A 25,657-nucleotide genomic window follows, 5' to 3' on the forward strand; every position below is an offset into this window, starting at 1 on the left:
AAAGGTAATGCTAATTAGTACAACGCTTTACCGCTGCTGTCCTTCACGTTGGTCTTCCATGCTGCGCGAACTTGCTCAACCACGCTGTCCGGCAGAGAAGCGTAGTCCAGGTCATTAGCCTGTTTCGCGCCTTCTTTGTAAGCCCAGTCGAAGAACTTCAGCACTTCAGCGCCCTGCTCAGGTTTCTTCTGCTCTTTGTGAACCAGGATGAAGGTGGTGGAGGTAATCGGCCACGCGTTTTCGCCTTTCTGGTTAGTCAGGTCCTGAGCGAAGGATTTGCTCCAGTCCACGTCTTTCGCCGCGTTGGAGAAGTTCTCTTCGGTCGGGTCAACCGGCTTGCCGTCAGCAGAAACCAGTTTGGTGTAGGTCAGGTTGTTCTGCTTGGCGTAAGCGTATTCCACATAGCCGATAGAGCCAGGCAGACGCTGTACGAACGCGGCGATGCCGTCGTTGCCTTTACCGCCAAGACCGGTCGGCCAGTTAACCGTCGAGCCGGCGCCGATTTTGGATTTCCACTCTTCGTTCACTTTCGCCAGGTAGCTGGTGAAAACGAAAGAGGTGCCGGAGCCGTCAGCGCGACGCACCACTGCGATATTCTGAGAAGGCAGTTTTTTGCCCGGGTTCAGCTTAGCGATGGCTTCGTCATCCCACTTCTTGATTTTGCCCAGGTAGATATCGCCCAGGGTTTTACCATCAAGCACCAGTTCGCCCGCTTTGAAGCCCGGCAGGTTAACCGCCAGCACCACGCCGCCGATAACGGTCGGGAACTGGAAGAGGCCTTCCTGCTGTAGTTTTTCGTCAGACAGCGGCGCATCGGAAGCACCGAAATCCACGGTGTTCGCGATGATTTGCTTCACGCCGCCGGAAGAGCCGATCCCCTGGTAGTTAATCTTATTACCGGTGGATTTCTGATAAGTGTCAGCCCACTTGGCATACACCGGCGCCGGGAAGGTTGCACCGGCGCCAGTCAGGCTTGCAGCCGCGTTAACGGCGAAAGCGCTCATCGATAAGGTCGCGGCGACAACGGTTGCGACGGTGGTACGCATAACTTTCATAATGTCTCCTGCATGAGGTAAACGTAATTCATTGTTAAGTGGCTACGCTCTGCAAAATAGGACAATTGGGTGACAGTTAAATGTACGAATTATGACAGTTTTATGACAGCGCGGAATTTACGCATTTACTTTAAGTAATAACCATAAAAATCAATCAATTAAAGTAATTTATGACAAAGAAATGAAGCGTAAATTTTATTTTTATGACAGGGTAAACATAGCGCAGGATGGCTGTTTTTCATCCTGATTGGTCATTTTTCTACGCCAGCGTTAACGCCTTTTCTGAGGGATTGCAGGCGGCTTGCTGCGCTTTTTGACAGAGCGTCGCTGAAGCTGTCGCATCAGCGTCTGACGCATTTTTAGTCGCAAACACCAGCGCACCAGGATACTCATCTCCCGGCTGTTTATCACCTTCCAGGCAAGCCACACCAGTAACGCGCCGGCGCACCAGCACAGTATGGAAATGCGCGAGAGCGGCAGAAAGCCAAGACCATAAATCAGCGTCGCCAGGCTGAGCGCCAGGTGAAAAAACCAGCTGTAAAGCAAAGCAACCAGCCCGACGCGCCTTCCTTTTTCAATAAGAAAAGTGGGGATCATTAAAACGAGCAGCCAGGCGAAGCCAGCTATGACGAAGATCGCTGAAAAAGTTGGGCGTAATGCCGCTACGTTCGCGATGGCGCTGAAAAACAAAGCATACGTGCTGGCGACCAGCACATGAAAGAAAGAGGCGACGCCGAAATAGCGGGATTTGGGCTCCTCGCTGCACTGCGCCATTTTCTCCTTCAGCTGATGCAGCCTGCGGCGAGCGATATCGTCCTCGACGCTGGCGCTGAAGGCCAGAAGCGCATAAAAGCGCGAGCCGGAAATCCATTTAAGCAAAAACATGAAAGCGTATTTTCCAGGGGGTAGCCAAAAAAGAAGAGGTTGCCAGACGGCAACCTCTTCAGGATAACACGCGTTAAGGAGGCTTATTCCACCGTTACGGATTTCGCCAGGTTACGCGGCTGGTCCACGTCGGTGCCTTTGATAAGCGCGACGTGATAAGCCAGCAGTTGCAGCGGCACGGTGTAGAAAATCGGGGCAATCACCTCTTCCACATGCGGCATCGGAATGATGTGCATGTTTTCGCTGCTGGTGAAACCAGCGTCCTGGTCGGCGAAGACATACAGCTGGCCGCCACGGGCGCGTACTTCTTCGATGTTGGACTTGAGTTTTTCCAGCAGTTCGTTGTTAGGCGCCACCACGATAACCGGCATATCGGCATCGATAAGCGCCAGCGGGCCATGTTTCAGCTCGCCTGCGGCATAAGCTTCCGCATGAATGTAGGAGATCTCTTTGAGCTTCAGCGCCCCTTCCAGCGCGATAGGGTATTGATCGCCGCGACCCAGGAACAGGGCGTGGTGTTTCTCAGAGAACCCTTCGGCAAGCTGTTCGATGCGTTTATCCTGAGCCAGCATCTGTTCGATGCGGTTAGGCAGCGCCTGGAGGCCATGAACAATATCCTGCTCGATAGAGGCGCTCAGCCCTTTCAGACGGCTCAGTTTCGCCACCAGCATCAGCAGTACGGTTAACTGGGTGGTAAAAGCTTTGGTTGAGGCAACGCCGATTTCGGTGCCCGCTTTGGTCATCATCGCCAGATCGGACTCACGCACCAGAGAGGAGCCTGGCACGTTACAGATGGCGAGCGAACCAAGATAACCCAGCTCTTTTGACAGACGCAGCGCTGCCAGCGTATCCGCCGTTTCGCCGGATTGCGAAAGGGTGATCATCAGGCTGTTGCGGCGAACCGCAGACTTCCGGTAGCGGAATTCAGACGCGATTTCGACATCACACGGCACGCCAGCCAGCGATTCAAACCAGTAACGGGAAACCATACCGGAGTTGTAAGAGGTGCCGCAGGCGACAATCTGAATATGCTCAACCTGAGAGAGCAGATTGTTCGCGTCAGGACCCAGCTCGCTGAGATCCACTTCGCCATGATTGATGCGCCCGGTCAGGGTGCTCTTAATGGCGTTCGGCTGCTCATAAATCTCTTTCTGCATATAGTGACGATAAACGCCTTTATCGCCCGCATCGTATTGCAGGTTAGATTCAATTTCTTCGCGGGTGACCTGATCGCCCGATTTCTCGAACACGGTTACAGTACGGCGCGTTACTTCGGCAATGTCGCCCTCTTCCAGGAAGATGAAGCGACGCGTTACCGGCAGCAGCGCCAGCTGGTCGGAAGCAATAAAGTTTTCGCCCATGCCAAGACCAATGACCAGCGGGCTGCCGGAGCGGGCAGCCAGCAGCACGCTCGGGTCGCGGCTGTCCATGATAACGGTGCCGTAAGCGCCGCGCAGTTGAGGGATAGCGCGCAGTACGGCTTCACGCAGCGTACCGCCTTTCTCCAGCTCCCAGTGCACCAGGTGAGCGATAACTTCGGTGTCTGTCTCGGAGATAAATTCGTAGCCGCGGGATTTTAATTCTTCGCGCAGCGGTTCATGGTTTTCGATAATGCCGTTATGCACGACCACGATGTGGCCGGAAACATGCGGGTGCGCATTGCCTTCAGAAGGCTCGCCATGCGTTGCCCAGCGGGTGTGAGCAATACCGGTGCCGCCACGCAGCGGCTGTTCTTCCGCCGCCTGAGCCAGCATCTGGACTTTGCCAAGGCGACGCAGGCGAGTCATATGCCCTTCGCTGTCAACCACCGCCAGACCCGCAGAGTCATAACCGCGGTATTCCAGACGACGTAAGCCTTCGAGCAAGATTTCAGCAATATCACGTTGCGCGACTGCGCCAACAATTCCACACATAGTTTATGGTTCCTGATTATGGCTTTTCGCCATACGTTGTCGACGACCTGTTATGCCCTTTTTGGGCGCCCCGAGCCTTGTAGAGAGTGGGGTTATTATTATTTATCCCTTAAGGGATGCGGGCGGGGGCGATTTATTATGTGCCCCTCTGCCCAAACCGCTTCCCGAAGGACGCGGAGAACTACTTCTTCTTCACCGGACGCTGCCAGCCCTGAATATGGGTCTGTTTCACGCGGCTTATGACCAGTTCATCTTCAGCGATATCACGCGTTACCGTCGTGCCCGCGCCGATAGTGGCGCCGCGCGCTACGCTGACAGGCGCCACCAGCTGCGTATCGGAGCCGACAAAGACGTCATCGCCGATAAGGGTTTTATGTTTGTTCGCGCCATCGTAGTTACAGGTGATGGTACCCGCGCCAATGTTTACATTGGCGCCGATTTCCGCATCGCCAAGATAAGTCAGATGACCCGCCTTGGAACCTTTGCCCAGGCGCGCTTTTTTCATTTCGACAAAGTTGCCGACGTGCGCGCCCTCTTCAAGCTCAGCGCCAGGACGAAGACGTGCAAACGGGCCGATGGTGCAGGCGGAGTCAAGGCGGGCCTCTTCCACCACGGTGTAAGGGCTGATTTCGCAATCATCGCCGATGATGCTGTTTTTGATGACGCAGCCTGCGCCGATTTTCACGCGGTTGCCAAGGGTGACGCGGCCTTCGATCACGACGTTAACGTCGATTTCTACATCGCGACCATGTTCCAGCTCGCCGCGCAGGTCGAAACGCGCCGGATCGCGCAACATGACTCCCGCCAGCAGCAGCTTCTCTGCCTGCTCGGCCTGATAAACACGTTCCAGGCGCGCCAGTTGCAGACGGTTGTTAACCCCTTCCACTTCGCTTAAGCGCTCCGGATGCACCGCGGCGATTTCTCGCCCTTCCTGATGGGCCATGGCGATAATGTCGGTGATGTAGTATTCACCCTGGGCATTATTGTTATTCAGCTTCGCCAGCCAGCGTTTCAGATCCGCGCCATTTGCGACCAGAATACCGGTATTGATTTCATTAATAAGGCGCTGTTCATCGCTGGCATCTTTATGTTCAACGATGCCGGTTACGGTGCCGTTCTCGCGGGTAATACGGCCATAGCCTGTGGGATCGTCAAGCTTAACCGTCAACAGACCGATGCCGCCCTGCGGTTTGGCAGCGCGCAGACGCCCAAGCGTTTCCACGCTGATGAGCGGCACATCGCCGTAGAGCATCAGAACGTCTTCATCGTCATTAAAGAACGGCGCCGCCTGTTGCATAGCATGGCCGGTACCCAGTTGCTCCGCCTGCAATACCCAGTTCAGCGAGTCGTCGCGAAGCGTTTGCTTAAGCAGTTCGCCGCCATGACCATAAACCAGATGTACGCGCTGCGCGCCTACCTGTTTAGCCGCGTCGATAACATGCTGCACCATGGCTTTGCCGGCCAGTTGATGCAGCACCTTCGGAAGGTCGGAATACATGCGGGTGCCTTTGCCTGCTGCAAGGATCACCACGCTCATCGCACTGTTTGACATATCTGTCCTGACTTTTAAAAGTGAATGAAGTAAAGCGAGTTGATAATGAAAATTCTACATATTTTTCAGCATAAAAAGGATCGTTGTTAAATCCTGCGTTTTTCCACTCGCTTAACGCATCCGGGTTTATAAAAGTACCGCAAAATGGGGTTTTTGCTGGCTAAACACGAAGAAACTAAATAACAATCAGTTGGTTAATAGTTTTTTCATTTATAAAATAAAGCAGCTGTTCGCCTGCGCGTTTTCCATGACATTTTTATATTTTGTGCTGTCAGCGGGTATAAGGCTCTGCTTTGCGCCTTCATTTCTGAAGCGTTTTGAGTCTGGCAGACCACACTATTTGATCAATCATCCGAATGAACTAGTCACACAGTTGAAATACAAAGATTTGCTGTGAACGAGGCGAGTATGGGTGTAGAGAAAGTATAATAAATAACCAGCCACAGAGTGCGGCGATAATATTCAGATAAAAAAAATGCCAGTCATCAGACTGGCATTTTCACTTTCAAGCCGGTGTTACATCGCTTTTTTGGTCAACTCGATAACGCGCAGTTTGGCGATCGCTTTAGCCAGTTCAGCAGAAGCCTGAGCGTAGTCCACGTCGCCGTGGGAACTACGAATATGCTCTTCCGCCTTACGCTTCGATTCCAGGGCTCGCGCTTCGTCGAGATCCTGGCCACGAATCGCGGTGTCCGCGAGCACGGTTACGTTGCCCGGTTGCACTTCCAGCACGCCGCCGGAGAGATAGATAAACTCTTCGTGGCCGTGCTGTTTCACGATGCGGATCATACCAGGCTTAATGGCGGTGAGCAGCGGGGCGTGACCCGGGTAGATACCCAGTTCACCTTCACTGCCCGTAACCTGGATTTTCTCAACCAGACCAGAAAACATCTGCTGTTCTGCGCTGACGACGTCCAGGTGGTAAGTCATTGCCATATCACCCTCCGATTAAGGCGTTAAAGTTTTTTGGCTTTTTCCACGGCTTCGTCGATAGAGCCAACCATGTAGAACGCCTGCTCCGGCAGATGGTCGTATTCGCCTTCCATGATGCCTTTAAAGCCACGGATAGTGTCTTTCAGCGATACGTATTTACCCGGAGAACCGGTGAACACTTCCGCTACGAAGAACGGCTGGGACAGGAAGCGCTGGATTTTACGCGCGCGAGCTACCACCAGTTTGTCTTCTTCAGACAGTTCGTCCATACCGAGGATGGCGATGATGTCTTTCAGCTCCTGATAACGCTGCAAAATAGACTGCACGCCGCGAGCGGTATCATAGTGCTCCTGGCCTACGACCAGCGGGTCCAGCTGACGGCTGGTGGAGTCCAGCGGGTCAACGGCCGGGTAGATACCGAGAGATGCGATCTGACGGCTCAGTACCACGGTTGCGTCAAGGTGCGCAAAGGTGGTTGCCGGAGACGGGTCAGTCAAGTCATCCGCCGGTACGTATACCGCCTGTACGGAGGTGATAGAACCAGTTTTGGTGGAGGTGATACGCTCTTGCAGAACGCCCATCTCTTCCGCCAGCGTCGGCTGATAACCTACCGCTGAAGGCATACGACCCAGCAGTGCGGATACTTCCGTACCGGCCAGGGTGTAACGATAGATGTTGTCGACGAACAGCAGTACGTCACGACCTTCGTCACGGAATTTCTCAGCCATGGTCAGGCCAGTCAGCGCAACGCGCAGACGGTTTCCCGGCGGCTCGTTCATCTGGCCGTAAACCAGGGATACTTTATCCAGAACGTTGGAGTCGGTCATTTCGTGGTAGAAGTCGTTACCTTCACGGGTACGCTCACCCACGCCTGCAAACACGGAGTAACCGGAGTGCTCGATCGCGATGTTACGGATAAGCTCCATCATGTTTACGGTTTTACCTACGCCCGCACCACCGAACAGACCAACTTTACCGCCCTTAGCGAATGGACACATCAGGTCGATAACTTTGATGCCGGTTTCCAGCAGTTCCTGAGAGCTGGAGAGCTCTTCATAGGAAGGCGCCGCGCGGTGAATAGCCCAACGCTCTTCTTCGCCGATATCGCCTTTCATGTCGATCGGCTGACCCAGCACGTTCATGATACGGCCGAGGGTCGCTTTACCTACCGGGACTTCGATCGGGTGCTCGAGGTCTGCAACCGGCAGACCGCGGCGCAGGCCGTCGGAAGAACCCATCGCGATGGTACGTACGATACCGCCGCCGAGCTGCTGCTGTACTTCCAGCACCAGACGCTCATTACCATTTGTTACCTCAAGGGCGTCGTACACCTTCGGTACGGCATCCTGAGGGAACTCGACGTCCACCACGGCGCCGATTACCTGGACAATCTTTCCAGTAGCCATCTTGAATCCTCTACGAAATAACCTGGTTAAACCGCGGCGGCCCCCGAGACGATCTCGGTGAGTTCCTGAGTAATGCTGGCCTGACGAGCTTTGTTGTATACCAACTGCAGCTCTTTAATCAGGCTGCCGCCATTATCGGTTGCGGCTTTCATCGCCACCATTCGTGCGGCCTGCTCGCTGGCCAGGTTTTCAACCACGCCCTGATAAACCTGCGATTCCACATAACGACGCAGCAGGGTATCCAGCAGCGCTTTCGGGTCGGGTTCATACAGGTAATCCCAGGATTTGCGTTTCAACTCTTCATCTTCTGACGCCGGTAACGGCAGCAGCTGAGTGATGGTTGGAGCCTGAGACATGGTGTTAATAAATTTGTTGCTGACAACGTAAAGCTTGTCCAGACGACCTTCATCGTAGGCCTGCAACATCACTTTAACCGGGCCGATCAGTTCGGACAGGGAAGGGTTATCCCCCATGCCGGTCACCTGAGCGACAATGTTGCCGCCTACGGAATTGAAGAAAGAAACGCCCTTGGAGCCGATCATTGCGAGGTCGCACTGAACGCCTTTATCGGACCATGCTTTCATATCCGCCAGCAGTTTTTTGAACAGGTTAATGTTCAAACCACCGCACAGACCACGGTCGGTAGACACCACCAGGTAGCCCACGCGTTTAACGTCGCGTTCTTCCAGGTAAGGGTGCTTATATTCCAGATTACCGGTAGCAAGGTGACTAATCACTTTGCGCATGGTATCTGCATAAGGACGGCTGGCCGCCATGCGATCCTGCGATTTACGCATTTTGGAAGCGGCGACCATCTCCATCGCTTTAGTGATCTTTTGCGTGTTCTGGACGCTTGCGATCTTACTACGTATCTCTTTTGCGCCGGCCATGAGCTTCTCCTCAATGCCTTGCGGCTTGCTTTACAGCAAGCCGCCAGACGTTACCAGGACTGGGTTGCTTTAAAGGAGTCGAGGAGGCTTTTCAGCTTGCCTTCGATCTCATCGTTATAGCCACCGTTCTGGTTAATCTCTTGCATCAGCGGAGCGTGGTCACGATCAGCGTAAGCCAGCAGAGCGGCTTCAAAGCTACCGATTTTCGCCAGTTCCACATCTTCGAGGTAACCGCGTTCCGCCGCGAACAGTACCAGGCCCTGCTGTGCAACAGACATCGGCGCATACTGTTTCTGCTTGAGCAGTTCAGTTACTTTCTGACCATGGCTCAGCTGCTTACGGGTTGCTTCGTCCAGATCGGAGGCGAACTGAGAGAACGCCGCCAGTTCACGATACTGCGCCAGCGCGGTACGAATACCACCGGACAGTTTCTTGATGATCTTGGTCTGAGCAGCACCGCCCACACGAGATACGGAGATACCCGGGTTAACCGCCGGACGAATACCGGAGTTAAACAGGTTGGTTTCCAGGAAGATCTGACCATCGGTAATGGAAATTACGTTGGTCGGAACGAATGCGGAAACGTCACCCGCCTGGGTTTCGATGATCGGCAGCGCGGTCAGGGAGCCGGTTTTACCTTTCACTTCACCTTTCGTGAAGTTCTCTACGTATTCCGCGTTAACGCGGGATGCGCGCTCCAGCAGACGGGAGTGGAGGTAGAACACGTCGCCCGGGAATGCTTCACGTCCCGGCGGACGACGGAGCAGCAGAGAAACCTGACGGTAAGCGACAGCCTGTTTAGACAGGTCATCGTAAACAATCAGCGCGTCTTCGCCGCGGTCGCGGAAGTATTCGCCCATTGCGCAACCGGCATACGGCGCCAGATATTGCAGCGCAGCAGATTCAGAAGCGGTAGCGACCACAACGATAGTGTTGGACAGCGCGCCATGCTCTTCCAGTTTACGAACCACGTTAGAAATGGTGGACGCTTTCTGACCGATAGCCACGTACACGCATTTGATACCGGAATCGCGCTGGTTGATGATGGCGTCGATAGCCATTGCGGTTTTACCGGTCTGACGGTCGCCGATGATCAGCTCACGCTGGCCGCGGCCGATTGGAATCATGGCGTCGACAGATTTGTAACCGGTCTGTACAGGCTGGTCTACGGACTGACGATCGATAACGCCCGGTGCGATAACTTCGATTGGCGAGAAGCCATCGTGTTCAACCGGACCTTTGCCGTCGATCGGCGCGCCGAGGGTGTTAACCACGCGACCGAGCAGGCCACGGCCAACCGGCACTTCAAGAATACGGCCAGTACACTTAACCTTCATGCCTTCGGCGAGGTCAGAGTAAGGACCCATAACTACCGCACCTACGGAGTCGCGCTCCAGGTTCAGTGCGATAGCGTAACGGTTACCCGGCAGGGAGATCATTTCACCCTGCATACAATCGGCCAGGCCGTGAATGCGGATAACACCGTCACTTACAGAAACAATAGTACCTTCGTTATGAGCTTCGCTCACAACATTGAACTGAGCAATGCGCTGCTTGATCAGTTCGCTGATTTCGGTGGAATTCAGTTGCATGCTCCAGTCCCCTTAAGACTGCAAGACGTCTGCAAGGCGCTCAAGACGGCCGCGCACGCTGCCATCAATGACCATATCACCCGCACGGATGATGACGCCTGCCATTACAGACTTATCGATTTTGCAATTCAGCTTAACTTTGCGTGACAGACGTTTTTCCATCGCGGCGCTGATTTTCGCAAGCTGTTCGTCGCTTAACGCGCTGGCTGAGGTGACATCCACCTCAACGATAGCCTCAAGGGCTGCGCGCAGTTGCATGAACTGCTCAAGAACATCAGGAAGGACCTTCAGACGACCGTTTTCCGCCATCACCCGAATCAGGTTCTGGCCATTTTCGTCCAGCTGGTCACCGCAAATTGCGATAAACGACTTAGCGAGCGTTTCCGGCGCCACGGCGCCGGAGAGAAGCTCTGCCATTTGTTCGTTTTTAGCCACCTCAGCGGCAAACGCCAGCATGTTCTGCCAGCGGTCGATGCTCTGGTGTTCGACGGCAAAGTCAAAAGCTGCTTTGGCGTAGGGGCGAGCTACCGTTACAAATTCAGACATCAGCCCCTCCCTCCTTACAGTTCAGCGACAAGTTTATCCACGATGTCGCTGTTAGCAGCTTCATCCACGGAACGTTCGATGATCTTCTCGGCGCCAGCAACAGCCAGCGTAGCGACTTGCTTACGCAGCTCTTCGCGTGCGCGTTTGCGTTCGGCTTCGATTTCAGCCTGCGCCTGCGCGACGATTTTGTTACGTTCCTGCTCTGCTTCAGCTTTGGCTTCGTCCAGGATCTGCGCGCGGCGTTTGTTCGCCTGCTCGATGATTACCTGAGCTTCCGCCTTCGCTTTTTTCAGCTGGTCGGTCGCGTTGGCCTGTGCAAGGTCCAAATCCTTTTTAGCTCGTTCAGCAGAAGCAAGGCCGTCAGCAATTTCTTTTTGACGCTTTTCGATGGCAGCCATTAAAGGCGGCCATACATACTTCATGCAGAACAGAACGAACAGGACAAACGCGATGGCCTGGCCGAGGATTGTTGCGTTAAGATTCACAGCACAATGCCTCTTATCTGGTTAATGTTCTGATATTGCCCGTTAGTGCCAGACAACTTCGTTTACTACGCGACAGCGAACATCACGTACAGACCCAGACCCACAGCGATCATCGGGATAGCATCCACCAGACCCATTACGATAAAGAACTGAGTACGCAGCAGAGGAATCAGATCAGGCTGGCGCGCAGCGCCTTCCAGGAATTTACCCCCGAGGATGCCGATACCGATCGCAGCACCGATTGCCGCCAGACCCATCATCACAGCGGCAGCCATGTACAGCAGATCCATATTCAGGTTTTCCATGACAGTCTCCAGTTTGTTTCAGTTAAAACGCAGTAGTGTTGAGTTAAAAAATCAATGCTCTTCAGACGCCATCGACAGATAGACGATCGTCAGAACCATGAAGATGAAGGCTTGCAGTGTAATGATCAGGATGTGGAAAATTGCCCAGGGCACGTTCAACAACCATTGCGACCACCACGGCAGCAGACCAGCAATCAGAATGAAAATCAGCTCACCGGCATACATGTTGCCGAACAGTCGCAGACCGAGAGAAACCGGCTTGGACAGCAGGCTCACGCCTTCCAGGATCAAGTTGACCGGAATGAACGCCCAGTGATTGAACGGCTGAAGCGTCAACTCTTTCGTGAAGCCGCCGATGCCTTTCATTTTGATGCTGTAGAACAGAATGAGGATAAACACGCCAAGCGCCATGGACAGGGTGATGTTCACGTCAGCAGACGGCACCACGCGCAGCGCAGGCAAGCCGAACACGTGCTCGCCGATGTACGGCAGCAGGTCGATTGGCAGTAAATCCATCAGGTTCATCAGGAATACCCAGACGAAAATCGTCAGGGCCAGCGGGGCAATCAGCTTGCTTTTGCCATGGTACATGTCTTTCACGCTACCATGCACGAAGCCGATGACCAGCTCTACCGCCGTCTGGAATTTACCCGGTACGCCGCTGGTCGCATTTTTAGCGACTTTGCGAAACAGCACCAGAAACAACAGACCGAGCACCACAGAGAAGAACATGGAGTCGATGTTGAGCGTCCAGAAGGTGGCCGGGGGGTTATGCGGATCCACCAGCGAGAAGGTACGCAGGTCAATCTGAAGGTTATTCAGATGGTGACCTATATACTCCTGCGGCGTCGAGATTTCTCCTGCAGACATGATGCCTCTTACCCTTTGTTGTTGATTACAGCTGGCGCCAGTATCTGAACCACCAGCACCGAAACCCACGTCACTATGAGCGGTACAAATTCCGCTTTGAATACCGCCAGCGCCACCACCAGCAAAGTAAAGGTCACAATCACCTTAATCGCCTCGCCGAGAGCGAATGACCAGGCCACACGGCCCTGAGCGGGTGGTTGCGCCTGATGGCGCCAGGCAAAAATCATAAAAAACATGTTTGGCAGCAAAACCGCCAGACCTCCGCTTATCGCGGAAGCGCCCCAGAAGGGGGCTTTGAGGCAAAACAGCAATCCGATTGCTATCACCGCCAGAAGTTGAATGAACAGAAGCTTGCGAGCAACGTTTCTACTCAAAAGCGACACCGTCATAAGATTTTACTCCTGCTCCCTTTGAGGTATGTCGCGTGTCGTATAAAACTGTCTTTGCAGCTCAGAGTCAAGCTTCAAAAAGCGCTCAAATTATACGGGGCGGCCTCGTGATTTCAAACAATAAGTAGCTAAAAGGTGAATAAATGTTTAAATAATTTTCAGCACAGCGTTTTTCACACTTTTTATGAAACGGCCGCGTGAAAAGCGAAATTGACGTAACGCGCGTAATAACGGCAAATAAAGCGTGCTTTAGATCACATTCTTAACATTACCCCGGCAGGGAAATTTATTTCATTTAAGAATGTTAATCACTTATCTTATTGAAATGGGTTAACTTTATTTTATCCATTTCATAAAAGTGAGAAAAACACGATAAAAACCTTTTATTGACATCCGCGACAAAAATTTAACATTTAAACTTTGCCAAAGCATACTTTTAGCAGGCTGATATTTTCGCGGTTGATTATTTAAATTGGCATACAAAACGTGCGCCGTTAAGAAACAGAAAAGCCACAGTAAATAAAGGGTAAAACTTCCGACACGCCGATCGCCTGTTTTTAAGGCTGTAATTAACAAAATGGAAACATCCTTATTTCCACTTTTTTTGATAAAAATTAAATATTGTTTGGTTTAATCGTAACCAGATGCCGTTCGCCTTCCAGAGACGGTACCCTGAGCGGCACGATTTCATCAACGCTAAAGCCTGCCGGAAGCGAGGCGATTTCATCATCAGGACGCAATCCTTTTAACGCGTAAAACCGCCCCTCCCCTGCCGGCAAATGATGGCACCAGTTCACCATATCGGACAATGAGGCGAAGGCGCGGCTGATAACCCCATCAAACGGCGGCTCAGCGGGGAACGCCTCCACGCGGCTTTGTACCGGCGTGATATTTTCCAGCTTCAACTCATGCTGCACTTGCTTTAGAAAGCGAACGCGTTTGCCAAGGCTATCCAGCAGCGTGAAATGCGCCTGCGGCATCACTATAGCCAGCGGAATGCCTGGCAAGCCAGGTCCCGTGCCGACATCAATAAAACGCGTTCCTTTCAGATAAGGCGCAACGACAATGCTGTCCAGGATGTGACGCACCAACATTTCCTGCGGATCGCGTACGGATGTCAGGTTATAAGCCTTATTCCATTTGTTCAGCATCTCCACATAAGCCAGCAACTGCTCTTTCTGGCGATCGGGCAGCGAAATAGCCGCAGCATCCAGCAGACGATTGAGTGAATTGAGCACAACGGTATCCCAAAAAAAGGGCCAGTCAGTTGCTGGCCCATGTTTAACACGTTCAGGCGCTGCGGCGCAGCAGCCCTTGTTTTTTCAGCCAGACCAGCAGAATGGAGATAGCGGCTGGAGTTATCCCGGAGATGCGGGACGCCTGGCCGATTGAAGCCGGTTTATGGTCGTTCAGCTTGGCGATAACCTCATTGGAGAGGCCATTTACCTGACGGTAGTCAAGCGTTGCCGGCAAAAGCGTATTTTCATTGCGCTGTTGCTTTTCAATCTCATCCTGCTGGCGAGCAATATAACCTTCGTACTTGACCTGAATCTCAACCTGCTCGGCGGCCTGAACATCAGCCAGGCCCGGGGCGAAATGACTCATTTTTACCAGCTGCTCGTAAGTCATTTCCGGACGACGCAGCAGGTCTTCACCACTCGCTTCACGGGAAAGCGGCGCGGTTAAGTGAGCATTCACTTCTGCTACGTTTTCAGCCCCCGGGTGCACCCAGGTTTCTTTAAGGCGCTGGCGCTCGCGCTCAATGCTTTCCAGCTTCTCATTGAAGCGCGCCCAGCGCTCGTCATCCACCAGGCCCAGTTCGCGGCCGATGGCGGTCAGGCGCAGGTCGGCATTGTCCTCGCGAAGCATCAAACGATATTCCGCGCGGGAAGTGAACATACGGTAAGGCTCTTTCGTGCCAAGAGTGCAGAGATCGTCAACCAGTACGCCGAGATAAGCCTGATCGCGACGCGGCGCCCAACCCTCTTTTTCAGCGGAATAACGGCCAGCGTTCAGACCTGCCAGCAGGCCCTGGGCGGCAGCTTCTTCGTAGCCTGTGGTGCCGTTGATTTGTCCTGCAAAGAACAAACCCTGAATATATTTGCTTTCCAGCGTCGGCTTCAGGTCGCGCGGGTCGAAGAAATCGTACTCAATCGCATAGCCCGGACGCACGATGCGCGCGTTTTCCATTCCCTTCATGGAACGGACGATTTGCATCTGCACATCGAACGGCAGGCTGGTGGAGATGCCGTTCGGATAAATTTCATTGCTGGTCAGCCCTTCTGGCTCCAGGAAGATTTGGTGCGCGTTGCGATCGGCGAAGCGCATCACTTTATCTTCGATAGAAGGGCAGTAGCGCGGACCGATCCCTTCGATGATCCCGGCGTACATCGGGCTGCGATCGAGGTTATTGCGGATCACGTCATGGGTTTTCTCGTTCGTATGCGTGATATAGCAAGGCACCTGAGCCGGATGCTGCGAGGCCGATCCCATGAACGAGAAGACCGGCATCGGATTGTCGCCGTGCTGCTGCGCAAGCTCGCTGAAGTCGATGGTGCGGGCGTCGATGCGCGGCGGCGTACCGGTTTTCAGGCGATTTACGCGCAGCGGCAATTCCCGCAGACGACGGGCCAGCGGGATGGATGGCGGGTCGCCTGCGCGGCCGCCGCTGTAATTATCGAGGCCGATATGGATTTTGCCGTCAAGGAAAGTGCCGACAGTCAGCACCACGGCTTTAGCGCGAAACTTCAGGCCCATTTGCGTCACAGCGCCGACAACGCGATCGTTTTCTACGATCAGGTCGTCCACGGCCTGCTGGAAGATCATCAGATTGGGCTGGTTCTCAAGCGCAGTGCGTACGGCCTGTTTATAAAGCACGCGGTCGGCCTGTGCGCGGGTGGCGCGAACAGCGGGGCCTTTGCTCGCGTTTAGTATCCTAAACTGAATACCGCCCTGATCGATCGCTTTTGCCATTAACCCGCCGAGGGCGTCCACTTCCTTAACCAGATGTCCTTTACCAATACCGCCAATGGCCGGGTTGCAGGACATCTGCCCCAGCGTGTCGATATTGTGTGTCAGTAGCAGAGTCTGTTGACCCATACGTGCAGCGGCCATCGCGGCCTCAGTACCTGCATGACCCCCGCCAATGATAATGACGTCAAAAGGATCCGGATAAAACATGGTGGTGTAACCTCGCGGTGTGGCGAATGAGGGTGAGAATGTCCCGGGCCGTGGATTCTACTCAACTTTAGCGTATCGAGAAAGCATCGGGATCGTTGGTATTAAAAAGAAGATCTTTTATATAGGGATCTTTTTTACTGTGATCTCTTATTAAGATCGTCCTGTCCTGTGGATAACGCAAAACCTGCTATGAGGATCAAGACGTTATCCTGGATCGCTTGCTGTGAATGATCGGTGATCCCACACCGTATAAGCTGGGATCAGAAACGAGGGTTATGCACAACTCAAAAAGTAAACAACGGTTATACCTTGGATAACTACGGCTTGATCCAAGCTTTTCAGCAGCTTTATCCACAGAAAAAATTTGATCGTGATAGCAATTAGAGCAAATTTTTCCAGGATCCCAGCCAGATTTCGGCCGGATCTTCCGGAATGTCGTGATCGAGAATGTTAATTTTCAGCAGATCGCCGACGCGTTTCGCACCGCAAGCGGTAAGCAGCTCATCTATTTTCTCAATGGCGCCACAGAAGGTGTCATATTCGCGGCTGCCGATACCGATAGCGCCGTAGCGTAAATTGCTCAGATCGGGGCGCTGTTCGTTCAGCTCATCGTAAAGCGGCTGAAGGTTATCCGGCAGATCGCCTGCGCCATGGGTTGAGCTAACCACCAGCCAGACGCCTTCTTTATTAAGGTCTTCCAGCAGCGGCCCATGAAACGTTTCTGTCGAAACATTCGCTTCTTCCAGCTTTTCCGCCAGATGCTCGGCCACGTATTCTGCGCCGCCCAGGGTGCTGCCGCTAATCAGGGTAATGTCTGCCATAGTGTCCCGCCTTTAGTGAAACGACGTGCATTGTACGCTGTGCGCGGGCTGGGATCTACCTGTGGATAATATGGGTATTGAAATAGCGCTTCACGGGCGGATAGTACGCATGATCGGGTTTTGCAGCGAGATCAATGTCTCAGTGGACTGAATTTCATCAATTGTTTGGATCTTGTTGATAAGTACCTGTTGCAGCGCGTCAATAGAACGGCACATTACCTTAATAAAGATGCTGTAATGCCCTGTGGTGTAATAAGCCTCCGTTACTTCTTCCAGAATCTCGAGTTTTGCCAGCGCAGCGGGATAATCTTTCGCGCTCTTGAGAATAATGCCGATAAAGCAGCACACGTCATAGCCAAGCTGTTTCGGGCTGACGTCTATCCGCGCGCCGGTAATAATGCCCGCCTGCTTCATCTTCTCAACCCGCACATGAATGGTGCCAGGGCTAACGCCGAATTGCTTGGCGAGTTCTGCGTAAGCGGTGCGCGCATTTGCCATGAGCGCCTCCAGAATGCCGCGGTCCAGATTATCGATCTGATAATTTTCCATCACTTTTTCCTATGACAAATAGAGATTCCTGATTTTGGCTGCCTTCATTTTAACGAAACAAAACCGTAATGGCCTTTTTTATTATTGATTATTGAATATCACCCGCTTCCTGTTGCTTAATCACTGCACTGGACGCACAGGAGTCGCTAAAAAATGAAAACCGCTTATATCGCTAAACAACGCCAGATCAGCTTCGTTAAATCCCACTTTTCACGCCAGCTGGAGGAAAAGCTTGGCCTGATTGAAGTGCAGGCGCCGATTTTAAGCCGCCTCGGAGATGGCACGCAGGATAACTTATCCGGCAGCGAAAAAGCGGTGCAGGTAAAGGTGAAAACGCTGCCGCAGGCGCAGTTTGAGGTCGTGCATTCACTGGCGAAATGGAAACGCAAAACGCTGGGCCAGCATGATTTCAGCGCCGGTGAAGGGCTGTATACCCATATGAAAGCGCTGCGCCCGGATGAAGACCGTCTTTCTGCGGTGCATTCGGTTTATGTGGACCAGTGGGACTGGGAACGCGTAATGGGCGACGGCGAACGTCATCTCGGCACCCTGAAGCAGACGGTAGAAACGCTCTGGGCGGCGATCAAAGCCACAGAAGCGGCAGTCAGTGAGCAGTTCGGTCTGAAGCCTTCTTTACCGGATCAGATCCACTTTGTTCACAGCGAAACGCTGCAAAGCCGCTTTCCGGGCCTGGATGCAAAAGGACGCGAGCGCGCCATCACCAGAGAGCTGGGCGCGGTGTTTCTTATCGGCATCGGCGGCAAGCTGGCCGACGGCAAACGCCACGACGTTCGCGCGCCTGATTATGATGACTGGACAACGGCGAGCGAAGGCGGCTTTGCCGGACTGAACGGCGATATTCTGGTCTGGAACCCTGTGCTTGAAGACGCTTTTGAAATTTCGTCCATGGGCATTCGCGTGGATGGCGAAGCGCTGAAACGCCAGCTGGCGCTGACGGGCGATGAAGACAGGCTGGCGCTGGAATGGCACCAGTCGCTGTTAAAAGGGGAAATGCCGCAGACGATTGGCGGCGGCATCGGCCAGTCGCGTCTGACCATGCTCCTTCTCCAGCTGCCGCATATCGGTCAGGTACAGTGCGGCGTGTGGCCTGCCGAAGTGCAGGAAAGCGTCAGCGGTCTGTTATAAGGTTTAACGCCGCCAGCGCCTGAGCAGGCGGCTGCGCAGCCCGGTATCAAAGCGCCAGATATGATCAAAGATGCGCATAATGCCGGGTTTGCCGTGGGCTGACATCGCCACGGCATGAAAGCGATGTTCGTTAATCCTCTGTAGCGCTTTTACTTTAGTCACCACGTCATCCGGCAAGCGCTGAGCAATAAAGTCTGAGATAACGACCGCGTCAGCATCATGCCATTCACCGCCGTGCATTTTCTCGATAATGGCGCGAAAGCAGCTCGCGAGATCGGTGCCGCCGCGAAAACGCTGGCTTAAAAAGCGGATCGCCTGTTCGATGCCGTCTCGCCCCGCCAGCTCATAACGCACCACTTCGCTGGAAAAAAGCATGATAAAGCAGCGCCGGTTGTCCGCGAGGGCAATGCGCATCAGCGCCAGGCAAAATGCTTTCGCGCACTGCTCATTAAAACCGCCCATTGAGCCGGAAGTGTCGACACAGACAATAAACGGACCGCGCGGCTGTTCTTCAACATCTTTGTGCGTAACGGGCCGTTGCATGACTTTCTCCCGCCAGGCATCTCCCTGTAGCCGGTAAGTAAGCAGTTGCTTCTCTGCCAGCCTGCGATAGAAATCGAACTCAAGCTCCGTCAACCCGAGCGTCGCCAGCTCCGGCGGCAACAAGCGAAGAATATCATCGCTGTGCTGTAAGCCATCCACCTGCTCCGGAACCGTTGCCGGTTCACGAACCAGCGTGCGAAATGTTTCCAGCGGCGCATCGTTCTTCGGCACCGATTTCGCTTCACGCGAACGGCCCAGCTGTTCTGCCAGCCGCAATAACTCCGGCTGCTGCGCGAGAAACTCGCCATAATTAACGATAAGCTGATAATCGCCGCGCTTGAGCTTACCGGCGCTCATATCCCATAGCCTGCCGGCGGAAGCGTCATTTTCGGCCAATACCGGCGCAAGCTGCCCGCTCAGGGTCAGACGCTCCTGCATCTCGGTCAGCAACTGCTCCCGTTCATTCTCAAGCAACTGTTGGTTAAGCGTAGTGACCTGCACAACCAGGCTCAGGCGCCAGCGCTGAAGAAAAAGCGTGTGCAGCGCGGGCGTAAAAATCGTGTTCTCCGCCACCAGCTGCGCCGCTTGCGCGGCGAAAGGCGAATTTACCGCCTTAAGCTGGCGAAGGGTTTCCGGAAGCTTAACGATAAATTGCGTCGTGGAGAGCAACTGGCTTTGCTGATAGCAGACAACTTCCTGCTCCAGCTCGGGCGGTACGCGCGCTTCCCGCAGGCGCGCTTTAAGCGTTTCGCGCCAGCGCGGAATGTCCTGAGTCATCGCCTGCTTAAGGCGCGGAAACTTTTCAAAAAAGAGCGCCAGTTGCGGCGAAGCCAGCAGGGTGAGGATCAACTCCTCTATCATCTCCCCTTCGCTCACCGCCAGCATGACGTTGAGCGTGTCGAGAGTCAGCATTGTCGCGCCTGTTTAATTTGCGCGCCCACATCCTGTAGGCTTGCTTCAATTCGTCCGAGCCAGTCGCTGTGAATAAAAAGGCACTTTTGCTGCTCGCTAAAGCGGGTATGTTGCTGATGCCATTCATTATCGAGCGCGTCGAGCTGCTGCTTAACCTCTTCCGGCACGCCTTGCTCCTGCGCGCCCGGCAGCGCCAGCGCCGTTCCCTGAAGGCTGATATCGCGGATAATGACATGCTGACGGTTATCCACTTCCAGGTTAAGCGGTTGGGCAAAGCCAATGCCGTTGAGCTTACCGCGGATCTCGCCGCCTTTTTGCAGCCAGGCGTCCAGCGCTTCGCGCGCCAGGGTAATATGAATCACGTCCATATCGTGCAGCCTGAGCGGTTTTTGCAGCAGCAGCGTCAGGGTATCGCCCTGCAAATCATCCGGGAGCTGGTAATGCGGACGACGGCTGAACATGCTGCCCGCTTTGACGACCGTCAGCGCCTGTTGGTCGCTCTGCTGCTGCTGAAGCTGAAGCCGACGTTGCTCTATGGCGCCGAGCTTCGTCAGCATCGCGTGCTGCTGCCAGGCGTGACCGGTCATCAGCGCTTCAATCTGTTGCTGCATTAGCGTCATGGCGTTGACGTCGTGCCACAGGCAATCTTTCAGCAGGATAAGATCCACTGGCGCCACTGCCTCGCGGCCGCTAAAAAAGGCGCTGGCCTGTAAGAGGCGTATCGCTTTTTTCCAGCGGCGATCGGAAACATAAGGCGCCTGCGGCAGCTCATCGAGTTGCTGGCGCAAAATAAAGATGAGTTCAAAGACGTTATCCGGCAGCGCGACCTGGCCTATTTCTTGCTGCCAGCGCGCATACTCTTCGTCAGTGACCTGCAACCCCTTCGGCACCGGGTTTTCATTCTCATCCTGCTGGCTAACCAGCATGGCGCGGAAGTTATTTTTCTCCTGCACTTTATCGAGCCACAGACGGATAAGCATGCGGTCATAAAGCGCCTCCAGGCTGCTGTCGGCTTCCGGCAGTTCGTTAGAGGCGGTGACCAGCAGCCGCATGGGGATTTTCTCTTCCTGCGCGCCGTTGCGAAAACGGCGTTCGTTAATCGCGGTCAGCAGCGTATTAAGAATGGCCGGGCCTGCTTTCCAGATCTCATCAAGAAAAACGATTTCCGCTTCCGGGAGGTAGCCTTGCGTCAGGCGCTCATAGCGCCCTTCATCTTTCAGCGCCTGAATGGAGAGCGGCCCAAATACCTCTTCAGGGGTTGAAAAGCGGGTCATTAAGTATTCAAACGCGCGGGCGCGCTCGAAAGCGAATTTAAGGCGACGGGCTATCAGGCTTTTTGCGATGCCGGGCGGCCCGAGCAGGAACACGCTTTCGCCGCTAAGCGCCGCCAGCAGGCAAAGACGGATCGCGTGGCTGCGCTCAAACAGCCCCTTTTCCAGCGCTGCGCTGAGTCGTGAAATTCTTTCTGCCAGAAGATGTGTTTGAGCCATAATAGTTACTCTGAGCCAGACGCTGCCATCCGATGAAAGGGCGAGTATAAACGTTCCGCTTATTCGCTAATAATAGATTGATGCTTCGGTTAAATCCGGTTGATGTAAATAAAGACATCGCCATTTAGGGGTACGATTTTTTAACGAATCGTGCATACTGTGCGCTTTTTGTGGGCCAAGGGACTAAGCACACCCATTTCTCCCAACGAAAGATTAGTCTATGAGCACTGACAATAAGCAATCGCTGCCCGCCATTACGCTGGCAGCAATCGGGGTGGTTTACGGTGATATCGGCACCAGCCCGCTTTATACCTTAAGAGAGTGTCTGTCAGGACAGTTCGGGTTTGGCGTCGAGCGGGATGCCGTTTTCGGTTTCCTTTCTCTTATTTTCTGGCTGTTGATTTTTGTTGTTTCCATAAAATATCTCACCTTTGTCATGCGGGCTGACAACGCCGGCGAAGGCGGGATCCTTACGCTGATGTCGCTCGCGGGCCGCAACACGTCGGCGCGCATGACTTCCGTTCTGGTGATCCTGGGACTGATTGGCGGCAGCTTCTTTTATGGCGAGGTGGTCATTACGCCTGCTATTTCGGTGATGTCGGCCATTGAAGGCCTGGAGATAGCCGCGCCTTCGCTGGATGCCTATATCGTTCCGCTTTCCATTATTGTTCTTACCCTGCTGTTTATCATTCAGAAGCACGGCACCGGTATGGTGGGCAAACTGTTTGCGCCGATCATGCTTACCTGGTTTCTGGTGCTGGCGGTATTGGGCGTGCGCGGCATTATGGGGAACCCGGAAGTTTTGCAGGCGCTCAATCCGGTCTGGGCGGCGAACTTCTTCCTTGAATATAAAACGATCTCGTTTGTCGCGCTGGGGGCGGTAGTGCTCTCCATTACTGGCGTGGAAGCGCTGTATGCCGATATGGGGCACTTCGGCAAACTGCCCATTCGCGTGGCGTGGTTTAGCGTAGTGTTGCCTTCGCTGGTGCTGAACTATTTTGGCCAGGGCGCGCTGCTGCTGAAAACGCCGGAAGCGATTAAAAACCCGTTCTTTTTGCTGGCGCCGGACTGGGCGTTGATCCCGATGTTGATTCTGGCGACGCTTGCTACCGTTATCGCCTCGCAGGCGGTTATCTCCGGCGTCTTCTCGCTTACTCGCCAGGCGGTGCGTCTGGGTTATCTGTCGCCGATGCGTATTATTCACACTTCAGAAATGGAGTCGGGGCAAATCTATATTCCGGTGATTAACTGGATGCTCTACTTCGCGGTAGTGATTGTGATAATCAGCTTCGAGCATTCAAGCAACCTCGCGGCGGCTTATGGTATTGCGGTGACCGGCACGATGGTGCTGACCTCTATCCTTTCCTGTACCGTCGCGCGTAAAAACTGGCACTGGAATAAAGTCTTCGTGTTGCTAACCGGCACCGCTTTCCTGTGTGTGGATATCCCGCTCTTTTCGGCGAACCTGGACAAGCTGTTCTCCGGCGGCTGGCTGCCGTTAAGTCTCGGCATCGTGATGTTTATCATCATGACTACCTGGAAGAGCGAGCGTTTTCGCCTGCTGCGCCGCATGCACGAGCATGGCAACTCGCTGGATGCCATGATTGCCTCGCTGGAGAAATCTCCGCCGGTGCGCGTGCCTGGCACTGCGGTTTATATGTCCCGCGCGCTGAACGTTATTCCTTTCGCGATGTTGCACAACCTTAAGCACAACAAGGTGCTGCACGAAAGGGTGATATTGCTGACGTTGCGCACCGAAGACGCGCCGTATGTTCATAATGTTCGCCGCGTGCAAATTGAGCAGCTTTCGCCAACCTTCTGGCGCGTTGTGGCAAGCTACGGCTGGCGAGAAACGCCAAACGTGGAAGAGATCTTCCACCGGTGCGGGCTTGAAGGCTTAAGCTGCCGGATGATGGAAACCTCGTTCTTCATGTCTCACGAATCGCTGATTATCGGCGACCGTCCCTGGTATCTTCGCCTGCGCGGCAAGCTGTTTTTGTTGCTCCAGCGCAACGCCCTGAGAGCGCCTGATCAGTTTGAAATCCCGCCTAACCGGGTCATCGAACTGGGAACCCAGGTTGAAATCTAAGGCTTTTCTCACGCCTCACTGCAAAGCGGGGCGTTTTTCTTTTTCATACCCGAAAATTTACGTTAGCGAAACGTTTCGATAACGATCACAATTTCGCGACTTCGCGATTGTTTTCTGAACATGCCTTTCACTAAACTGCCGTCAGCGAAACGTTTCGCTACTGGAGCAGAATAATGAAAAAAGGCACCGTACTTAACGCAGGCATCTCTTCAGTCATCGCCCGTCTTGGTCATACCGATACGGTTGTGGTGTGCGACGCAGGCTTACCCATTCCCGGCACGACGGAGCGAATCGATCTGGCTTTAACGCAGGGCGTTCCAACCTTCATGCAGGTCGTGGAAGTGGTCACGAAAGAGATGCAGGTCGAGGCGGCATACCTGGCGGAAGAAATTAAGCAGCACAATCCGCAGCTCCACGAAACGTTGCTTGAGCACATCAGGCAGCTACAGCAGCACCAGGGAAATCATATTGATGTACGTTACATCACACACCAGCAGTTCAAAAAACAAACCGCAGACAGTCAGGCGGTGATTCGCAGCGGGGAGTGTTCCCCGTATGCGAATATCATTCTCTGTGCCGGCGTAACCTTCTGAGGCCGTCATGGAAGCATTATTGCAACTTAAAGGGATCGATAAAGCGTTCCCTGGCGTAAAAGCCCTCTCCGGCGCGGCGCTCAATGTTTATCCCGGCCGCGTGATGGCGCTGGTGGGAGAAAACGGCGCCGGAAAATCCACCATGATGAAAGTGCTGACCGGCATCTATACCAAAGACGCCGGTTCGCTGAAGTGGCTCGGTCAGGAGACCGCCTTCAACGGCCCGAAATCTTCTCAGGAAGCGGGAATCGGCATTATCCACCAGGAGCTTAACCTCATTCCGCAGCTTTCTATCGCCGAGAACATCTTTCTGGGCCGTGAGTTTGTTAACCGTTTCGGCAAAATCGACTGGAAAACCATGCATGCCGAAGCGGACAAACTGCTTAAGAAGCTGAACCTGCGTTTTAATAGCCACCGTCTGGTGGGCGATCTCTCTATCGGCGATCAGCAAATGGTGGAAATCGCCAAAGTGCTGAGCTTCGAGTCGAAAGTCATCATTATGGATGAGCCGACCGATGCCCTCACCGACACGGAAACCGAGTCGCTTTTCCGCGTGATCCGTGAGCTGAAAGCGCAGGGGCGCGGCATTGTTTATATCTCCCATCGCATGAAAGAGATCTTTGAGATTTGCGATGACGTAACGGTTTTTCGCGACGGCCAGTTTATTGCTGAACGCGAGGTAAACACGCTTACCGAAGAGACGCTTATCGAAATGATGGTAGGCCGCAAGCTCGAAGACCAGTATCCGCGTCTTGATAAAGCACCTGGCGACATTCGCTTGCGCGTAGCGAACCTCACCGGCCCGGGCGTCCATGATGTCAGCTTTACGCTGAAGAAAGGAGAAATTCTCGGCGTGGCCGGGTTGATGGGCGCCGGGCGTACCGAGTTAATGAAAGTGCTTTACGGCGCCTTGCCGCGTACCGGCGGACGCGTGGAGCTGGACGGGCGCGACGTGGTGACTCGCTCACCCCAGGACGGGCTGGCGAACGGCATCGTTTATATCTCTGAAGATCGTAAACGCGACGGGCTGGTGCTCGGCATGTCGGTTAAAGAGAACATGTCGCTTACCGCGCTGCGCTATTTCAGCCGCGATGTCGGCAGCCTGAAGCATAAAGATGAGCAGCAGGCGGTCAGCGATTTTATCCGGCTGTTTAACGTGAAGACCCCTTCTATGGATCAGGCTATCGGCCTGCTCTCTGGCGGCAACCAGCAGAAAGTGGCCATTGCTCGCGGGCTGATGACGCGGCCGAAAGTGCTGATCCTCGACGAGCCTACGCGCGGTGTGGACGTTGGGGCGAAAAAAGAGATCTATCAGCTTATTAACCAGTTTAAGGCCGAAGGGCTTAGCATCATTCTGGTCTCCAGCGAGATGCCGGAAGTGCTGGGAATGAGCGACCGCATCATGGTGATGCATGAAGGGCATCTCGGCGGTGAATTCACACGCGAGCAGGCCACCCAGGAAGTACTGATGGCGGCAGCCGTCGGCAAACTGAATCGTGTGACTCAGGAGTAA

The 25,657-nt window shown here is 53.9% G+C and carries 23 protein-coding genes; 4 read left to right on the forward strand and 19 right to left on the reverse strand.

Annotated features, from left to right (window positions below):
- Window positions 1-14: 14 nt before the first annotated feature.
- The 17 genes from pstS to asnC form a co-directional block, all read right to left on the reverse strand.
- Window positions 15-1,055 carry a phosphate ABC transporter substrate-binding protein PstS gene (pstS, locus tag DW56_RS09845; RefSeq protein ID WP_024551302.1) on the reverse strand — a complete coding sequence of 347 codons (1,041 nt, stop codon included), beginning with the start codon at window positions 1,053-1,055 and terminating at the stop codon, window positions 15-17.
- A gap of 270 nt (window positions 1,056-1,325) precedes the next feature.
- Window positions 1,326-1,940 (reverse strand): hypothetical protein, encoded by a 615-nt coding sequence (locus tag DW56_RS09850; RefSeq protein ID WP_024551303.1) that lies wholly within the window; start codon window positions 1,938-1,940, stop codon window positions 1,326-1,328.
- Between the two features lie 83 nt (window positions 1,941-2,023).
- Complete coding sequence (gene glmS, locus DW56_RS09855; RefSeq protein WP_024551304.1) at window positions 2,024-3,853, reverse strand: glutamine--fructose-6-phosphate transaminase (isomerizing); 1,830 nt, start codon at window positions 3,851-3,853, stop codon at window positions 2,024-2,026.
- Window positions 3,854-4,034: 181 nt separating this feature from the next.
- Window positions 4,035-5,405 (reverse strand): bifunctional UDP-N-acetylglucosamine diphosphorylase/glucosamine-1-phosphate N-acetyltransferase GlmU, encoded by a 1,371-nt coding sequence (gene glmU, locus DW56_RS09860; RefSeq protein ID WP_024551305.1) that lies wholly within the window; start codon window positions 5,403-5,405, stop codon window positions 4,035-4,037.
- Between the two features lie 516 nt (window positions 5,406-5,921).
- Window positions 5,922-6,341, reverse strand: a complete 420-nt coding sequence (locus DW56_RS09865) for a F0F1 ATP synthase subunit epsilon (protein ID WP_024551306.1) — start codon at window positions 6,339-6,341, stop codon at window positions 5,922-5,924.
- Window positions 6,342-6,361: 20 nt separating this feature from the next.
- Window positions 6,362-7,744 (reverse strand): F0F1 ATP synthase subunit beta, encoded by a 1,383-nt coding sequence (atpD, locus tag DW56_RS09870; RefSeq protein WP_007677766.1) that lies wholly within the window; start codon window positions 7,742-7,744, stop codon window positions 6,362-6,364.
- Between the two features lie 26 nt (window positions 7,745-7,770).
- Entirely contained in the window at window positions 7,771-8,634 is an 864-nt protein-coding gene (gene atpG / locus DW56_RS09875; RefSeq protein WP_024551307.1) for a F0F1 ATP synthase subunit gamma, read from the reverse strand.
- A gap of 50 nt (window positions 8,635-8,684) precedes the next feature.
- Window positions 8,685-10,226 carry a F0F1 ATP synthase subunit alpha gene (gene atpA, locus DW56_RS09880; protein WP_024551308.1) on the reverse strand — a complete coding sequence of 514 codons (1,542 nt, stop codon included), beginning with the start codon at window positions 10,224-10,226 and terminating at the stop codon, window positions 8,685-8,687.
- 12 nt (window positions 10,227-10,238) lie between these two features.
- Window positions 10,239-10,772, reverse strand: a complete 534-nt coding sequence (gene atpH / locus DW56_RS09885; protein WP_024561928.1) for a F0F1 ATP synthase subunit delta — start codon at window positions 10,770-10,772, stop codon at window positions 10,239-10,241.
- 14 nt (window positions 10,773-10,786) lie between these two features.
- Window positions 10,787-11,257: a F0F1 ATP synthase subunit B gene (gene atpF, locus DW56_RS09890; RefSeq protein WP_024555015.1), complete on the reverse strand. Its 471-nt coding sequence runs from the start codon at window positions 11,255-11,257 to the stop codon at window positions 10,787-10,789.
- 65 nt (window positions 11,258-11,322) lie between these two features.
- A complete protein-coding gene (gene atpE / locus DW56_RS09895) occupies window positions 11,323-11,562 on the reverse strand; it encodes a F0F1 ATP synthase subunit C (protein ID WP_000429386.1) in 240 nt (79 codons plus the stop codon).
- Window positions 11,563-11,613: 51 nt separating this feature from the next.
- Complete coding sequence (gene atpB / locus DW56_RS09900) at window positions 11,614-12,432, reverse strand: F0F1 ATP synthase subunit A (RefSeq protein WP_024555014.1); 819 nt, start codon at window positions 12,430-12,432, stop codon at window positions 11,614-11,616.
- A gap of 8 nt (window positions 12,433-12,440) precedes the next feature.
- The gene (atpI, locus tag DW56_RS09905) at window positions 12,441-12,821 is read right to left on the reverse strand and encodes a F0F1 ATP synthase subunit I (protein WP_024555013.1); all 381 of its coding nucleotides are present in this window, start codon (window positions 12,819-12,821) and stop codon (window positions 12,441-12,443) included.
- A 614-nt stretch (window positions 12,822-13,435) separates the two neighbouring features.
- Window positions 13,436-14,059, reverse strand: coding sequence for a 16S rRNA (guanine(527)-N(7))-methyltransferase RsmG (rsmG, locus tag DW56_RS09910; RefSeq protein WP_024555012.1), 624 nt, complete (start codon window positions 14,057-14,059; stop codon window positions 13,436-13,438).
- 52 nt (window positions 14,060-14,111) lie between these two features.
- Window positions 14,112-16,001, reverse strand: a complete 1,890-nt coding sequence (mnmG, locus tag DW56_RS09915) for a tRNA uridine-5-carboxymethylaminomethyl(34) synthesis enzyme MnmG (protein WP_024555011.1) — start codon at window positions 15,999-16,001, stop codon at window positions 14,112-14,114.
- 380 nt (window positions 16,002-16,381) lie between these two features.
- A complete protein-coding gene (gene mioC / locus DW56_RS09920) occupies window positions 16,382-16,822 on the reverse strand; it encodes an FMN-binding protein MioC (RefSeq protein ID WP_024555010.1) in 441 nt (146 codons plus the stop codon).
- A 90-nt stretch (window positions 16,823-16,912) separates the two neighbouring features.
- Window positions 16,913-17,371: a transcriptional regulator AsnC gene (gene asnC / locus DW56_RS09925; RefSeq protein WP_024555009.1), complete on the reverse strand. Its 459-nt coding sequence runs from the start codon at window positions 17,369-17,371 to the stop codon at window positions 16,913-16,915.
- Window positions 17,372-17,524: 153 nt separating this feature from the next.
- Here asnC and asnA point away from each other — a divergent pair, with 153 nt between their 5' ends.
- On the forward strand, window positions 17,525-18,517 hold the full coding sequence (asnA, locus tag DW56_RS09930; RefSeq protein ID WP_024555008.1) for an aspartate--ammonia ligase: 993 nt from the start codon (window positions 17,525-17,527) through the stop codon (window positions 18,515-18,517).
- A gap of 3 nt (window positions 18,518-18,520) precedes the next feature.
- On the opposite strand, the gene viaA is transcribed toward asnA, so the two are convergent.
- A complete protein-coding gene (gene viaA / locus DW56_RS09935) occupies window positions 18,521-19,972 on the reverse strand; it encodes an ATPase RavA stimulator ViaA (protein ID WP_024555007.1) in 1,452 nt (483 codons plus the stop codon).
- Complete coding sequence (gene ravA, locus DW56_RS09940) at window positions 19,966-21,462, reverse strand: ATPase RavA (RefSeq protein WP_024561927.1); 1,497 nt, start codon at window positions 21,460-21,462, stop codon at window positions 19,966-19,968. Before ravA ends, viaA begins: the two co-directional genes overlap by 7 nt.
- Window positions 21,463-21,682: 220 nt before the next feature.
- On the opposite strand from ravA, the gene kup reads away from it, so the two are divergent.
- From kup to rbsA, 3 genes are all read left to right on the forward strand, one after another.
- Window positions 21,683-23,551, forward strand: a complete 1,869-nt coding sequence (gene kup / locus DW56_RS09945; RefSeq protein ID WP_024553609.1) for a low affinity potassium transporter Kup — start codon at window positions 21,683-21,685, stop codon at window positions 23,549-23,551.
- A 173-nt stretch (window positions 23,552-23,724) separates the two neighbouring features.
- The gene (gene rbsD, locus DW56_RS09950; RefSeq protein WP_024553608.1) at window positions 23,725-24,144 is read left to right on the forward strand and encodes a D-ribose pyranase; all 420 of its coding nucleotides are present in this window, start codon (window positions 23,725-23,727) and stop codon (window positions 24,142-24,144) included.
- Between the two features lie 7 nt (window positions 24,145-24,151).
- The gene (gene rbsA / locus DW56_RS09955; RefSeq protein ID WP_024553607.1) at window positions 24,152-25,657 is read left to right on the forward strand and encodes a ribose ABC transporter ATP-binding protein RbsA; all 1,506 of its coding nucleotides are present in this window, start codon (window positions 24,152-24,154) and stop codon (window positions 25,655-25,657) included.

Origin of the sequence: Franconibacter helveticus LMG 23732, from assembly GCF_000463115.2 — a bacterium.
GTDB classification, from domain to species: domain Bacteria; phylum Pseudomonadota; class Gammaproteobacteria; order Enterobacterales; family Enterobacteriaceae; genus Franconibacter; species Franconibacter helveticus.